Annotated in this window: 13 protein-coding genes; 7 read left to right on the forward strand and 6 right to left on the reverse strand. The window is 50.8% G+C overall.

The window, feature by feature from the left end; genetic code table 11:
- Positions 1-226: 226 nt before the first annotated feature.
- Positions 227-1114: a threonine/homoserine exporter RhtA gene (gene rhtA, locus ROR01S_RS18395; RefSeq protein WP_064359753.1), complete on the reverse strand. Its 888-nt coding sequence runs from the start codon at positions 1112-1114 to the stop codon at positions 227-229.
- A gap of 353 nt (positions 1115-1467) precedes the next feature.
- Between rhtA and ompX the strand changes: the two genes are divergently transcribed.
- Positions 1468-1977: an outer membrane protein OmpX gene (gene ompX, locus ROR01S_RS18400; RefSeq protein ID WP_004859826.1), complete on the forward strand. Its 510-nt coding sequence runs from the start codon at positions 1468-1470 to the stop codon at positions 1975-1977.
- 107 nt (positions 1978-2084) lie between these two features.
- Here the strand turns inward: ompX and ROR01S_RS18405 are convergent, their stop codons facing one another.
- A complete protein-coding gene (locus ROR01S_RS18405; RefSeq protein WP_015584840.1) occupies positions 2085-3662 on the reverse strand; it encodes a phosphoethanolamine transferase in 1578 nt (525 codons plus the stop codon).
- A 269-nt stretch (positions 3663-3931) separates the two neighbouring features.
- The gene (mntS, locus tag ROR01S_RS18410; RefSeq protein ID WP_015584839.1) at positions 3932-4057 is read right to left on the reverse strand and encodes a manganase accumulation protein MntS; all 126 of its coding nucleotides are present in this window, start codon (positions 4055-4057) and stop codon (positions 3932-3934) included.
- Positions 4058-4238: 181 nt separating this feature from the next.
- Between mntS and mntR the strand changes: the two genes are divergently transcribed.
- The 5 genes from mntR (at position 4239) to ROR01S_RS18435 (ending at position 9313) form a co-directional block, all read left to right on the forward strand.
- Complete coding sequence (gene mntR, locus ROR01S_RS18415) at positions 4239-4712, forward strand: manganese-binding transcriptional regulator MntR (RefSeq protein WP_004859834.1); 474 nt, start codon at positions 4239-4241, stop codon at positions 4710-4712.
- Entirely contained in the window at positions 4709-5821 is a 1113-nt protein-coding gene (locus tag ROR01S_RS18420; protein WP_064359754.1) for an anion transporter, read from the forward strand. The genes mntR and ROR01S_RS18420 overlap by 4 nt, the downstream gene beginning before the upstream one ends.
- A gap of 107 nt (positions 5822-5928) precedes the next feature.
- Entirely contained in the window at positions 5929-6969 is a 1041-nt protein-coding gene (locus ROR01S_RS18425) for an aldo/keto reductase (RefSeq protein WP_015584838.1), read from the forward strand.
- A 154-nt stretch (positions 6970-7123) separates the two neighbouring features.
- Entirely contained in the window at positions 7124-8500 is a 1377-nt protein-coding gene (locus ROR01S_RS18430) for a glycoside hydrolase family 1 protein (protein WP_032716938.1), read from the forward strand.
- Positions 8501-8596: 96 nt separating this feature from the next.
- Positions 8597-9313 (forward strand): GntR family transcriptional regulator, encoded by a 717-nt coding sequence (locus tag ROR01S_RS18435; RefSeq protein WP_004859844.1) that lies wholly within the window; start codon positions 8597-8599, stop codon positions 9311-9313.
- A 295-nt stretch (positions 9314-9608) separates the two neighbouring features.
- Here the strand turns inward: ROR01S_RS18435 and ldtB are convergent, their stop codons facing one another.
- Together ldtB and ROR01S_RS18445 are read right to left on the reverse strand one after the other, a co-directional pair.
- Positions 9609-10532: a L,D-transpeptidase gene (gene ldtB / locus ROR01S_RS18440; protein ID WP_160873486.1), complete on the reverse strand. Its 924-nt coding sequence runs from the start codon at positions 10530-10532 to the stop codon at positions 9609-9611.
- A 191-nt stretch (positions 10533-10723) separates the two neighbouring features.
- A complete protein-coding gene (locus tag ROR01S_RS18445) occupies positions 10724-11506 on the reverse strand; it encodes a tyrosine-protein phosphatase (RefSeq protein ID WP_064359755.1) in 783 nt (260 codons plus the stop codon).
- 705 nt (positions 11507-12211) lie between these two features.
- Here ROR01S_RS18445 and ROR01S_RS26410 point away from each other — a divergent pair.
- Positions 12212-13111, forward strand: a complete 900-nt coding sequence (locus tag ROR01S_RS26410; RefSeq protein WP_073972313.1) for a hypothetical protein — start codon at positions 12212-12214, stop codon at positions 13109-13111.
- A gap of 82 nt (positions 13112-13193) precedes the next feature.
- Here the strand turns inward: ROR01S_RS26410 and ROR01S_RS18450 are convergent, their stop codons facing one another.
- Entirely contained in the window at positions 13194-14510 is a 1317-nt protein-coding gene (locus ROR01S_RS18450; protein WP_064359756.1) for a site-specific DNA-methyltransferase, read from the reverse strand.
- Positions 14511-14598 lie beyond the last annotated feature (88 nt).

Consider the following 14598-nt stretch of genomic DNA (forward strand, 5'->3'; position numbering starts at 1 on the left):
ATACTCGTCATACATCAAATTTGAATCAAATGGAGCGCTTGTCCCCGGTAACTAATGGCACTAAGTATAGCAACGGATTGCCATATGGGGAGGGCGGTTGTCCCTATCGGTTCGATAGTGCGGGGAGGTTGGCTATTTTGAAAAAGGGGTGAAATTGCGTAAAAAGTCAGCGGGGTGGCGCGGTTCTGCACGATGCGAGAACCTCGTGCAGAACGGGTAACGTTGGCTAGCTGATATCCACTTTTTCGATTTTACTTTCCCGATGCATCGTCAGCGTAGAGCCCATTGAGGCGAGGATAATCGCCCCGAGCGCCAGGGTTTGCGTAGAGGTCAGCGTCTCGCCCAGAAATATCATGCCCGATAGCGCGGCGAGCGCCGGCTCCATGCTCATCAGCGTGCCGAATGTGCGGGTAGGCATACGGGTGAGGGCAATCATTTCCAGCGAGTACGGCAGCGCCGTAGAGAGGACGGCGATGGCCAGTCCCAGCGGCAGCAGCGACCACTGGAACAGCGTGTCGCTTGCCTGCAGCATGCCCAGCGGGACAAAGACCACGGCGGCAATAAGCGATCCCATCGCCACCGTTGCCGGACCGTGTTCTTCTCCGGCACGCTGGCCGGTCAGAATATAGACGGCCCAGCAGGCCCCGGCGCCCAGCGCCAGCAGCGCACCGGTCAGATCGACCTGCGCGACGTTTTGCCCCAGCGGCAGCAGGAACCACAGCCCGAGTACGGCCAGGATCACCCAGACGAAATCGAGCGGACGCCGCGAGCCAAACAGCGCCACCGCCAGCGGCCCGGTAAACTCCAGCGCCACCGCAATCCCCAGCGGAATGCGCTGAATCGATAAGTAGAAGAGATAATTCATTGCCCCCAACGCCAGACCATACAAGAGGAGCGGCAGGCGCTGCTCTGCGGTAAAGCGCAGGCGCCAGGGCTTGAAGACAATCACCAGAATCAAGGTGCCTAATGCCAGGCGCAGCGCGGTTACGCCGGGTGCGCCGACCAACGGGAACAGCGATTTCGCCAGCGAAGCGCCGCTCTGGATAGAGACCATGGCGATTAAAATGACCAGTATCGGCAGCCATGCCGGTATTTTGCGGGACGAGCCGGGCATCCTTTCTCCTGTCAGGGTTTGTCAAATGCGGTAAAGGTTCCAGTGTAAATGAATTACCTGGCTACGGTTTATCTATTGTTGAAAAAAACGCGTTCGGGAGGCGTACAATGGGGCGAGACGAGAAGAGAAATTAACCTGTTGATTAGGATTAATCTGGATGCACGTGCGGGGCTTTATCGGCCTTAATAGTAGGGTATTCGCCAAAAACGGTTGTTTTCCAGTTTGTTACAGAATTATGGAAACTTTTGGTTACATGAAAAGCTATGTTAGACAGTGTAAAGTCAAAAGAGTTTCCTGAAAGTTTTTGATATATTTAAGACTTAGGACTTATTAGAAACACATTTGAGGTGGTTATGAATAAAATTGCACGTTTTTCAGCACTGGCCGTTGTTCTGGCTGCATCCGTAGGTACCGCTTTCGCTGCAACTTCTACCGTTACCGGTGGTTATGCTCAGAGCGACATGCAGGGTGAAGCCAACAAAGCTGGCGGTTTCAACCTGAAGTACCGTTACGAGCAAGACAATAGCCCGCTGGGTGTTATCGGTTCTTTCACCTACACCGAAAAAGACCGTACTGAATCTGGCGTATACCAGAAAGGCCAGTACTACGGCATCACCGCAGGTCCGGCTTACCGTCTGAACGACTGGGCTAGCATCTACGGCGTAGTGGGTATCGGTCACGGTAAATTCCAGGACAACAGCTACCCGAACAAGCACGACATGAGCGACTACGGTTTCTCTTACGGTGCAGGTATGCAGTTCAACCCGATCGAAAACGTTGCTCTGGACTTCTCCTACGAGCAGTCTCGTATTCGTAACGTTGACGTTGGCACCTGGATCGCTGGCGTTGGTTACAGCTTCTAATCGCTTCGGTGATATAAAAAATCCGCCTCACTGGGGCGGATTTTTTTTGCCTGCAGCCCGCGACGTTCGCCCGGGTTTGCCGCCGCCGTTTCCCGGCGGCGTGCCTGCTAGTGGGTCGTGAACAGATCGCTACCCAGGTGGGTATAGTCTACTTTCTGTAGCTGGAAGTTGGTGATATAGGCCGGCCCGGCGGCTTGTTCAGAGATAAAGCGGTAGCGAGGCGTAATCTCGGCGGCGCGGATCCCGGTCCACTGGGAGAAGAACCCGAGGAAATCGTTGGCAGAGCGCCGTGCCTTAATCACTTTATGCGCTTTATCATCGCTGGACAGCACCATAAACGGCACCTGGAAATTCTGCTGGTACTTATCGTCGTGCGCCAGGTACTGAACCTCTTTACCGCGCTCTTTAAAGGCCAGACCGTGATCGGAAAAATAGGTCATCGAGAAGCTTTCGCCGGAATTCTGCAGCTGATGATAGAGCTTGCCGAGCAGCGTATCGGTTTGCGTCATGCTGTAGAGATAGCAGGACGTCTCTTTCGATTGCACAAAGACGGTATATTTTCCCTTGGTGCGATCGCAGGCCTGCGGGTGCGATCCCATCAGATGCAGGACGATCAGCTGCGGCTGGGTCCGCTGCACGGAGAGCACCTGCTCGGTTAGCTTCAACAGCTGCTCATCCTGAGTATTTTTGTTGGCCTCAAAATCGCCATTCTTGAGGAACTGCACCTCATCCGCACGCTTTGCGATGCTGGCTATCGCCGTATCGTATTCGCCAATTTGCCCCTGATTGGAAAACCACCATGTCTGGAAGCCGGCGCGGTTCGCCAGCGTGACGAAGTTATCCTGGTATTGCGGCTTGCCGTCCACCACCCGGTTGAGCGTCAGGCCGAGAGATTTTTGCGTTGAACCGCTGGCGGAAATGTAGTCATTAAACAGATAGCCGTTGACTGAACTGGCGAACGGCGTGTTGTCCCAGTGGCCGCCAAAAGCCCCAAGCGCATCGCGGCGCGCGCTCTCTCCGATGACCACGACGTAAAGCTGATATTTGGGTTTGACCGCCAGCACATGCCAGCTGTCTTTCATATTGGCCAGCTGAGCCATACGCGCCTGCTCGTCCAGCACTTCATTATTGTTGACCACCACGTCTTTCACGAAACGGAAGGCGGGATAGCCGGTATCAATCACTTTGAAGACGCCGCCCCAGGCCAGATTCTGCACCGGCTGCAGAAAGAAGATGCCGATGCTGAACAGCAGCCCCAGCACCTCCATTTTGCTCCACGGCTTACGCGCTTCCGCTTTACGACGCACGGCAATCACGCCCAGCGCAAAAATAAAGACCGCCAGCAGGTAGTTGTACCAGGGAAAGATGGTCAGAATTTCGGTGGACTCTTCGACATTGGTGGCATGCAGCGCCAGCAGAGTATTGAAGTTGGGGGCGCCGTACGCCTGGCCAAACGGGTAATAGAAGGCGGCAAGCAGCGAGTAGCCTCCTACCACAACCTTTTGCATCCGCGGGGCATGACGCCACAGCAGATGTAACACGCATGTAAATGCGACGGTATAGAGCAGGCTAAATTCATAGCCGAGTGCGAGGTTAATCAGCAGAGACTGGAGAAAATAAAATCCTGTCCACGGGTTAGGGACTAATCCGCGAGCGACCAGCGTTTCTTTCAGGGTGACATTCATAGTAATTAATCAAAAAGACGCCATGTGCATCCCCTGGCATCAAGGGGTAAAACCTGCTGGACAGTGCCTGAAGAGGGTCTCTGCGAGCCGCAGTAGTGGCAGGGCTGACAAAAGATAGGGCTTGCAAATGATAAGGTCAACCGGACATAACGGATTGTTTTGAGAGAAAGCTTACAAAACTTGAAAAAAGCGGCGAGAACGCGGCGAAACGGGTCAGTTTGACAGGGTATTGTGACGGAAAAATGAAGCGGCGTACCGCGACGCCGCATTTAGTGATGGGGTTTTTCCTGGCGATTCTTGCCGTTCATCATGTCGCACAGCATGTTAATCAGCATTAAGCGGACTTTAAAAGGAGAATGAGTAAACACGCGTAAGCACCTCTTGAATTCGTTCATGGGACCTCCTGTAATTTCGCCCTTCGCTCCTTGAAGGATGTCTGTATTACATACAGATATAGCACAGGCTATATTTTATAGCTATGGCTAAAACGTTAATTTTTTGTGCTACGGGCCCAATCATTTACAATGGGGATCTTTTGAGATGATGCTTGATGCGTCACACGTATGAGGAAGCACAATGAACCGTCGCGCCGGAAGACCTATAACAAAAAAAGTGACGCAGCTTGTTAATGTTGAAGAACACGTTGAGGGGTTTCGCCAGGTACGCGAAGCCCACCGCCGGGAGCTGATTGACGACTACGTCGAATTGATTTCAGATCTGATTCGCGAAGTGGGAGAGGCGCGTCAGGTTGATATGGCCGCGCGTCTGGGGGTCTCCCAGCCAACGGTGGCCAAAATGTTAAAACGCCTGGCCAGCGTCGGGCTGATTGAGCAGATCCCATGGCGCGGGGTCTTTTTAACTCCGGAAGGTGAGAAGCTGGCGCATGAGAGCCGCGAACGCCACCAGATCGTCGAGAATTTCTTACTTGTTCTGGGCGTGAGTCCGGAGATAGCCCGTCGTGACGCGGAAGGGATGGAACATCACGTCAGTGAAGAGACGCTGGCGGCATTTAATCAGTTCACCCTTAAATACGGGCAGCAAGGAGAATGAATCTTCCCTTTGTTCACTCTCTGGCTCGCGATCGTTTTCTGCATTTACTGCTGATCATCGCCTGCGGCTTAAGTTTCTTTGTCCCGTTTGCGCCAAAAAGCTGGCCCCAGGCTATCGACTGGCACACGATTATCACCCTGAGCGGCTTGATGCTGCTGACTAAAGGGATTGAACTGAGCGGCTATTTTGATGTGCTTGGCCGCAAAATGGCGCGTCGGTTTGCCACCGAGCGTCAGCTGGCCATATTTATGGTCCTTGCGGCGGCGCTGCTCTCGACGTTTCTGACCAATGATGTGGCGCTGTTTATCGTCGTACCGCTCACGCTGACGTTGAAAAAATGGTGCGCGATACCGGTTAACCGGCTGATTATTTTCGAGGCGCTGGCGGTCAACGCCGGATCTTTGTTAACACCGATCGGTAATCCACAAAATATCCTGCTGTGGGGGCGATCCGGCCTCAGCTTCCTTGGGTTTATCGGGCAAATGCTACCGCTGGCGGCGGCAATGATGTTGACGCTGCTGGTACTGTGCTGGTGCTGTTTCTCCGCCACCCGTCTGCACTTTCAAAGCGCGGACCGGGCGCCATCGTGGCAGCCGAAGCTGGTGTGGGGCTGCCTGGCGTTTTATCTGATCTTCCTGACGGCTTTAGAAATGAAGCTTGAACTGTGGGGGCTGGGACTGATTATTCTCGGCTTTCTGCTGCTGGCGCGGGCGGTGATTATCCATGTGGACTGGTCGCTGCTGCTGGTCTTTATGGTGATGTTCATTGACGTTCATCTGTTGACGCAACTTCCCGCGCTGCATCAGGTTTTAAGCGGGGTGGGGCAGCTTTCTGCCGGCGGCTTGTGGCTGTCGACGATTGGCCTGTCGCAGTTCATCAGCAACGTACCGGCCACCATACTGCTGCTCAACTATGTTCCTCCTTCGCCGCTGCTGGCCTGGGCGGTCAACGTCGGCGGCTTTGGCCTGCTTCCCGGCTCGCTGGCGAATTTAATTGCACTGCGTATGGCATCAGATCGCCGCATCTGGTGGCGCTTCCATCTTTACTCTCTGCCGCTGCTGCTGTGGGCGGCGCTGGTGGGCTACGCCTTACTGTTATTCATCGCCTGATTTTCAGAGGATTGGGCAAGAAACAGACAGAATCACCCCATTCGCCCGTTCCGCCGCGGGCGTATAACGTTAACGCTGAGGTTTAATATCCTGATGAGGAGAGTCCAATGCGTTATCAAAAACTCGGAAATACCGGTCTGTTTGTCTCCCGACTGTGCCTGGGCACCATGACTTTTGGCGGCGAAGGCGGCATGTGGGGAAAAATTGGTCAGTTGCGCCAGGCTGAGGCCGAACAGCTGGTGGGCAGTGCGCTGGATGCGGGCATTAACTTTATCGACACCGCCGATGTCTATTCTGAAGGCCGTTCGGAAATGTTAACCGGTCAGGCGCTAAAAAATCTGAAGGTTCCGCGCGAGAACGTGGTGGTGGCCACCAAAGTCTTTGGCGAAACCGGCACAGCCGGCGTCAACTCCCGCGGCAGTTCGCGCTTTCACATCATGGGGAGCGTCAAAGAGAGTCTGCGACGGCTGCAGCTCGATCACATCGATCTTTATCAGCTGCACGGTTTCGATCCGGCAACGCCCATCGAGGAGACGCTCTATGCGCTGGATAATCTGGTGCAGCAGGGACATGTCCGCTACATCGGTGTGTCAAACTGGGCGGCCTGGCAAATCGTGAAAGCGCTGGGGATTTCCGCGCGTCTGGGGCTGTCGCGCTTCGCCTCCCTCCAGGCTTACTACACGATTGCCGGGCGCGATCTCGAACGTGAGCTGATTCCGATGATGCAGAGTGAAGGGGTCGGTTTGATGGTCTGGAGTCCATTGGCCGGCGGTCTGCTGAGCGGAAAGTACGATCGTGACGGCCAGAGCGCCGAGGGCGGCCGTCGGCAGGCGTTTGATTTCCCGCCGGTAAATAAAGATCGCGCCTTCGACTGCATCGATGTCATGCGCGTCATCGCGGAGGCTAAAGGTGTTTCGGTCGCGCAGATTGCCCTCGCCTGGCTGCTGCATCAGTCGGCGGTCAGCAGCGTGATTATCGGCGCCAAACGTCCCGAGCAGCTGGCGGACAACCTCGCCGCCGTCGATATTCAACTGAGCGAGGTGGAGCTGGCCCAGCTGGATGCGGTCAGCGCACTGCCGCGCGAATACCCCGGCTGGATGCTGGAGCGGCAGGGTGAATATCGCCGCGATCAGCTCGCACAGCAGTAAATACAGGTCGCTGTCTGGCCGGATCGGGGCCCCCGATCCGGCTTTTTTTATTTGCTGCGCTCACAAAAAACGATCCTTTGTTTTGCCTGGGCGATGAAGATCGTTTATATGACTAGTCATGAAATTTAAATGACTAGTCATATAGAGGTGTGAGATGAACAATAGACTACCGGCGGACTTTTTGTGGGGTAATTCGGTTTCCAGCATGCAAACGGAAGGGGCCTGGAATGAAGGGGGGAAAGGGATGTCGGTGTACGACATTCGCGAGCCTGCGGAATTCGCCTCCGACTGGAAAGTCGCCACGGACTCATACCATCGTTACCGGGAAGATTTCGACCTGATGCAGGATCTGGGGATGAACTGCTATCGCTTCCAGATTGCCTGGAGTCGGGTGTGTCCGCTGGGCGACGGCGAATTTAATGAAGAGGGGATCGCTTTCTACCACCGGTTTATTGATGAACTGATCGCCCGCGGTATTGAGCCGATGATCTGCCTGTATCATTTCGATATGCCGCTTTCACTGGCGGAACGCTATAACGGTTTCACCGATCGTCGTGTGATGGACGCCTTTATTCGTTACGGCCAGAAGATGATCGCCTGCTACGGCGATAAGGTGAAGTACTGGCTGACCTTCAACGAGCAGAATCTCTACCATATGCCGGAGGCGTTCCTCATTACGGGCTATCTGCGCGGTGAGAAAACTCTGCGCGAGCTGTACCAGATCCAGCACCACGTGATGATGGCCCATGTTCACCTGACCCACTATCTGCATCAGGCGAAACCACACTGCCTGATGGGCGGTATGCTGGCGCACGCGCTGGTCTATCCGGCGACCTGTAAGCCGCGCGATATGCTCTGCGCCCAGCAGCTTGATGAGTTCTTTAACCAGAACCTGCTCCGCGCATTTGCCGGTGAAGGCTACAGCCCGGAAGTCATGCACTTCGTGGCGCGGGAAGGTTTTAGCGAGATCTATCGGGAAGAGGATCTGGCGCTGATGGCGACGGTAAAAGTCGACTATCTGGCCTTCAGCTACTATGCCAGCCGGACTCTGGACAGCGATCCCGTTCCTCCCGGTACGCCGGTGAACAACTATATGCTGTTCGGCGATAAACCGAATAGCTGGCTGAAAGCGACGGAATGGAACTGGCAGATTGACCCGCTCGGTTTCCGCATGATCATCACGCGCTATTACAACGACTGGCGTTTGCCGGTATTCCCGATTGAAAACGGCATTGGCGTGATTGAGTCATGGGATGGTGAGACGCCGGTGGCCGATGATTACCGTATTGCCTATCATCGCGATCATATCAACGCCATGAAAGAGGCGATATTTGAAGATGGCGCGCAGGTGATAGGCTACCTCGGCTGGGGACTGATTGATATCCTCAGCTCTCAGGGCGATATGCGCAAGCGCTACGGCGTGGTGTATGTGAATCGCGAAAACCACGATCTGAAAGACCTTAAGCGCGTGCCGAAGAAAAGCTACGCCTGGTTAAAGCAGGCTATCCGCAGCAATGGTGCAGAGATGTAGCGGGGCGAGCGGCGGGCGTTTGGTGTATTCTTAGGCCCGCCAGCACTGGTGCAGCAGAGTATATCCAGAGACAATCATCATAAAAAAGGACGGGGAATGACGGCGAAGTATCTTTCGATCGCGCGGGAAATAAAAAAACGGATTATCAGCCAGCAGTACCCCGCCAGCGTCCCGTTACCCGACCAGTTTGCGCTGGCGGCGGAATTTAACACCAGCAGGATGACCATCCAGCAGGCGATGCGCCAGCTTATTGTCGAGGGCCTTATTTATACCCGCAAAGGGCAGGGCACCTTCGTGCGGAAAAACTTTCTGCAGCTCTCGCAGTGGGAACTGCCGGGTAGCGATTACTTCGGCGCCACCAAAACCTGGGAGCATCTCGGGGAAGTGGCCAGCCAGGTGATCCGCTTTGAACTGCGCTTTGCCACGGAAAAAGAGCAAACCTCGCTGCTTATCGACGCCGATGCCCCAGTCTATGATTTTGTCCGCCTGCGGGTGCTCAACGGCGAACCGGTCTCGCTGGATATGACGGTGATGCCCGTGGCGCTGGTGCCGGGGCTAAATAAAACGCATCTGGAAAGCTCGGTGTTTCGCTACGTGCAGGAGACGCTGGGACTGAAGCTAATGGGCTCGTATCGCGTGGTGCGGGCGATGAAGCCGGATGCCCTGGACCAGCTGCACCTGAACTGCGGCGAGAGCGACCCGGTACTGGAAGTTGAGCAGGTTATCTATCTGGAAGACGGGACGCCGCTGGAGTATGCCCGCTGCCACTATCGCTACGATCATGGCGGCATTATCCTGGTCAATAACGGATAAAAAAGGCGGGCACCGGGCCTAATGGCGATCGTTCAGGGGGCGGTTGACCGATCCGCCAGAGGTGTAAGAATCCGTCATCTCACAGAGATTGCCGTTTCGATTCGGCTTCAACATATCTGTAGGCGTTCCTGCCCCGTAGGTCGCTGTTAAGCCGGGGATTTAGTTTTTACGGTGGTGCAAACCACCGTTTACCGGCATCGCCCTGGCCGGCGATAAACCAAAAAAAAGCGGGTCACCTTTCAGTGACCCGCATTAGGCGCAAGGCCTGCTTTTTTTATGTCGTTACGTCAGAAGATTAGTTCAGACGAACCGGCATACCGGAACGGTTCTGGACAGCCTGCTCGACCACGGTCTGATCGACATCGGACTGACTGGTGACCGCCTGGACTTCTTTGGTCAGCGTAATCGGTACGATTTCACCGCCCTGGAACTGCGCTTCGGTGGTGGAGAGCGGGTTATGTACTTCGACATAACGGCTGCCGTCCGGCTCGGTAGTGGCTTTCACCGGCTCATCGATAAACTCGACGCGGGTACCAACCGGCACATTCTCAAACAGGAATTTGATGTCTTCGTTACGCAGACGGACGCAGCCGTGGCTGACGCGCAGCCCGATACCGAAGTTAGCGTTGGTGCCGTGGATCGCATACAGACGACCAATGTACAGCGCATACAGCCCCATCGGATTGTCAGGACCCGCCGGTACGACGGCCGGCAGCGGGTTACCCGCCGCGATGTATTCCGCGTGCATCTTCGCCGTCGGCGTCCAGGTTGGACCCGCTTTCTTACGTTCTACCTTGGTGACCCATTTGATCGGCGTATCTTTGCCCAGCTGGCCGATACCAATTGGCAGCACGATAACGGTGTTGGTGCCTTTCGGGTAGTAGTAAAGACGCATTTCCGCGCTGTTGATAACGATACCTTCATGCACGGTGTCCGGCAGAATCAGCTGCTGCGGGATATTCAGCACGGTGCCGCTCTTCGGCAGATAGGTATCCACGCCCGGGTTGGCTTCCAGCATGTTGGACAATCCCATCTGGTATTTAGCTGCGAAATATTCCAGCGGTTGCTTGTTGTTATCAGGAACCGTAATCACCTGGTTCTGACCAATCAGTCGGCTACCGTCGGTCGGCAGCGGATAAGTGACAGCGGATGCAGTGTTGCAAAAGCCGACGAGGGCGAAGGCTGCCGCTAAGAGTGTCGATATTTTCATATTCTTCATGTCGTGTGCAGTGGCAAAGCCACAAAGGCCTTTGTCAGATGATTCAGCTAATAGATGGGAGCGCATTATATGTGCATTCCATCCAACAGGGAAATCAGATGTGTACGAAATCACACTTTTTTGCCAGTTGTTTCAAGTGTAGTTCGCCGTTTTTCATTTCTGCGGCAAATCGTGGCAGGAAAAAACGGCATTTACCCCTCGAGAAAGCGTGAGCGCAGCGCTTCGCGCGCGTCGGGCGTCAGCTGATATTCCTGTTCCAGCCATGCATCCACGCTGGCATAGCGCTCGTGAATTGCCGATAGCGCCGCCGCGAGGTACGACTCATGTACCGTCAGGATTTCTGCCAGATTCTGCCGTCCGCGGGAGCTCAGTTGATCGCCGAGCAGGCCGAGGAGTCCGGTTTCGACCTGGTTCAGCGTACCGTGGGTGAGGAGATACTCCTCCATCACCGTCGGCGTGTCGCAGCCAAGGGCGAACAGCGTCAGCGCGCAGCCCACGCCGGTACGATCTTTACCCACCGCACAGTGCTGCAACAGCGCACCGTCAGCTGGCTGCATCAGCCAGCCGGCAAGCTGGCGATAAGCGGTGTTATTAAAGGGCAGCTGACGATAAAGCTGCAGCATAAATTTCTCGCCGCTCATGGCATTGAGCGTCGCGGCGTTAAGTTCCGTGACTTTGGCATCGACGCCTGGCGTCAGAGGATTGGCGGGCGCATTGAGATAACGCATCCGTCCATTCAACCTGTCGGGGCTGCGCTGGACCTCGTGCGGATCGCGGTAATCAATGACCCGGGTCACCGGCAGATTGTCCAGATGGCTCAGATCCTCGTCGGTCATCCGATGTAACGCGCCGGAGCGCAGGAGTTTCCCCTCGCGTATGCGGCGGCCGTCGGCGGTATGCAGGCCGCCGAGGTCACGAAAGTTGATGCCGCCCTGAAGCGATAAGAATGCCGGATGGCGGGAGTATGTGGTCATAGGTTCCTTCCAGATTAAGGGAAAAAATCATGTATCGGTTAAATGAATCGCGCAATATGAGAGAGACCGTACCACAGGCGCTGCCTGCGATTTTATTGCAAACCGTGAAAAGTGATGGCTTTGCTGGCATAATGCCCGATGTATCACACTTCTCATTCTCTTTTTTCAGGATAACCCCGTGCTAGTATCCAGCAACGTCACAATATAGTTTCAAAGTGAATAACAATATATTTATTCACTTTGATACCCGTCATACTTCAAGTTGCAGATGCGTTCGCCCCAGTCATATAGTTATCTATGCTCTTGGGGATTCACGAGTTCGCCGATTTACTCGGCCTGATGCCTCGCCACTTACGGGGCTAGCGCACGCGCTGTTCAAAACGGTTAACCGTTTTGTCCTGCAACTCTGAATTATTTTGGGTAGATATTGTGTTGTGGGTTGTCTTATCAATAAATGTTATAGAAAGGTTCATTTTTATATGATTTTCGGGTGGATTTAATCTTCGGCGATAGAATAAACCAGAAAGTAAAACATCTAAGAAAAGGTACTAAATAAAGCAAGTATTTTTTATTGTTGCATATAACTCCGAAAAAACAACACAAATAACTCTTAGAATATTAATAAAAATGTGTTTTACATTGAGCGCTTGAGTTGTTGAAGGAATGGGTGTATTATATTTAAAATCTCACAAAAGGATTTTTGATATGACTTTTAATTCATATAGTTATTTTGCAACAATTCAAAATCGATTAGATGTTGTTACCGCCATTCCAAACTCCAGAACATTTCCTGAATTTCTTCCTCAGAGAGTTAATAATTACACCCCAATGATTGAGTTGTTTCGAGAAATAGTAATGACTTCTCGAAGTAGCTATGATGTATTATTTAAAATACGTAACCCGGGTGGTTTTTCTGCTAATGTTCGTATGTCTTTATTAAAAATTTTCAGAAGATGTGTATGTACTGTATTAGATACAGAAGCGACAAAAAAAATCACTAAAATTCCCACTAGTGATTTATATAATGCATTTGGTGATTTATTCAAAGATATCGCCACGTTACAAGCACAATTTGCAGACATCACAAATGAACAAATATCTTCATTAGCATCCTTGCTGGGTGAATATGATGACCGTGGTCAACAAGGGTATGTTCTCACAGATTTATTTTTTGACTGGTTTGAAGAAAAATTAGGCTCATACTTCTCAATAACTGGCCCACGAGGGGCTGGACGGGATATTGAACTAAACACTATTTATCCTCAGTTTATTGGTTCCTGTCCTTGTGATTTCATAATCAAGGATTTACTTTCTAATCAAGTAAGAGCTATTGGCTTTGCCCGTTATGATAGCACGCGAGGAGGATCACAATCTGATGACAGAACAGGAGGGAATAATGATAAAGTCAATAAAGCAATGCAGTTTAGTCGCCAATCAGGGGAAAATTTTAAAATAATATTTCTCTCCGATGGGCCTGGATTGACTCATAATGATACTTGGTATGAAACATGCTATTTGGATGGGCAATGGGATGGTAATGTTAGAGTGACAACTTTAAAAACAGCAGATATTAGAATAACTCAAAACTGGTTGCTAACTCAGTAATAAATTTAGATATGATAATATTGATATGAAGACAATGTTTGTCTTCATATCTTTATTTTGTAAGTGATGAATTTACTAATTATTAAATAATTTCATTAACTAGTAATTCTACTTCATTAGTATGTTTGCGATAAACATCATCATCGATAATGAAATTAAATTCTTGAACAGATAGTTTAAGTTGTTTGCTTTTCTCTGCAAAATTTGAATTCACAAAATCCCCCATAGGCTCTAATCCATATTTTAATCTTCGTATCGAAGTTATTATTGCCTGAAATGATTGATCTATTCCTAACCATTTTCTGTCTAATTCTTGAGCTGCATGCAATGTTGTACCAGAGCCACAAAATGGGTCTAATACAAGATCGCCGACATTAGTACTTGCTGTAATAATGTTTTTCAACATATCAAAATTTTTTTCAGTTGGATAACCGGTAATCTTGATACTTTGATGATGGGCGTCTCTAAATTTGTCCCAATAATCTGTCAAAGGTAATTTCTTGTCTTGAGCAAGATAAACCTTACGTCTAGGATTTCCTGTTTTAGACCAATGAATTTCTCCCTTACTATCTAATTCTTCTAATTTCTCTGGAGACATCTGCCAATGCTTTCCTGGCGGTGGATTCATCCCTCTCCATGGTTTCCCTGTTTCGCCATTACGCGTGCCAGGAGCATGAATAGGAACTAGTTTAAAAAGACCTTTTTCATCTCTTTTATTATATTCTTTTGAAATCCAATCTAATTCCGCAGGAATCCCTGGATTTACAAATGTCATTTTTTTAGATTTACTATAAAATAAAATATAGTCATTAATATTAGGATACTGGTTCTTCGTGTAGTTTTTTGAACTACATTTTTTTCTAATAATCAAGTTCCTGAAGTTTTCTTCTCCAAATACCTCATCCATAATAACTTTTAGGTGGAAAAGCATTTGGTGGCCAATGTGGATATAAATGCTTCCATCACTAGTAAGCAACTCACGCATAAATATCAATCGTCTACGAATAAATTCAAGCCAAGGAGCAGTTCCCATTACATCTCGGTAAGCATGTTTGAGATCTCGTGATTGAAAATCCATACCAGTGCCATAAGGAGGATCTAGGTAAATCAACTTGACTTTTGAAGCATAATTTTCTATCAGCTTTTTTAAACCAAAATAGTTATCTGCTAAAATTAAACTATCAGTAGGTATTGAATCTATATCTACTTTCCTTTTTTTTTCAAAGGATATATATTTCTGTACTACAGGTTTTAATAGCTCTTCTTTAGAGATTTTATTGGGATAAACAAACAAAACTTTTTGTTCATTTTCTGGCAAAGCGAATGGCTCACTTTTAGCTGAGTCTGCCAACAATGAATCGATTGATAATTGTTCTGATTTATTAATACCAGTAGCCATAATTAATAATCCGCATAAATAAAAATTCAAAGTTATTATATCTCGAAACTGTTTTTTTGTACAGTGGAATGATCTCTGGATTTTACAT

Source organism: Klebsiella ornithinolytica NBRC 105727 = ATCC 31898, from assembly GCF_001598295.1.
Taxonomy (GTDB): Bacteria; Pseudomonadota; Gammaproteobacteria; order Enterobacterales; family Enterobacteriaceae; genus Klebsiella; species Klebsiella ornithinolytica.

Excerpts from the sequence above, each read along its gene's own strand:
- ROR01S_RS18450 (WP_064359756.1), bottom strand. The coding sequence starts at position 14,510 with ATGGCTACTGGTATTAATAAATCAGAACAATTATCAATCGATTCATTG.
- mntS (WP_015584839.1), bottom strand. The coding sequence starts at position 4,057 with ATGAACGAATTCAAGAGGTGCTTACGCGTGTTTACTCATTCTCCTTTT.
- ROR01S_RS18425 (WP_015584838.1), top strand. The coding sequence starts at position 5,929 with ATGCGTTATCAAAAACTCGGAAATACCGGTCTGTTTGTCTCCCGACTG.
- ROR01S_RS18445 (WP_064359755.1), bottom strand. The coding sequence starts at position 11,506 with ATGACCACATACTCCCGCCATCCGGCATTCTTATCGCTTCAGGGCGGC.
- mntR (WP_004859834.1), top strand. The coding sequence starts at position 4,239 with ATGAACCGTCGCGCCGGAAGACCTATAACAAAAAAAGTGACGCAGCTT.
- ROR01S_RS18405 (WP_015584840.1), bottom strand. The coding sequence starts at position 3,662 with ATGAATGTCACCCTGAAAGAAACGCTGGTCGCTCGCGGATTAGTCCCT.
- ROR01S_RS26410 (WP_073972313.1), top strand. The coding sequence starts at position 12,212 with ATGACTTTTAATTCATATAGTTATTTTGCAACAATTCAAAATCGATTA.
- rhtA (WP_064359753.1), bottom strand. The coding sequence starts at position 1,114 with ATGCCCGGCTCGTCCCGCAAAATACCGGCATGGCTGCCGATACTGGTC.
- ROR01S_RS18420 (WP_064359754.1), top strand. The coding sequence starts at position 4,709 with ATGAATCTTCCCTTTGTTCACTCTCTGGCTCGCGATCGTTTTCTGCAT.
- ldtB (WP_160873486.1), bottom strand. The coding sequence starts at position 10,532 with ATGAAGAATATGAAAATATCGACACTCTTAGCGGCAGCCTTCGCCCTC.
- ROR01S_RS18435 (WP_004859844.1), top strand. The coding sequence starts at position 8,597 with ATGACGGCGAAGTATCTTTCGATCGCGCGGGAAATAAAAAAACGGATT.
- ompX (WP_004859826.1), top strand. The coding sequence starts at position 1,468 with ATGAATAAAATTGCACGTTTTTCAGCACTGGCCGTTGTTCTGGCTGCA.
- ROR01S_RS18430 (WP_032716938.1), top strand. The coding sequence starts at position 7,124 with ATGAACAATAGACTACCGGCGGACTTTTTGTGGGGTAATTCGGTTTCC.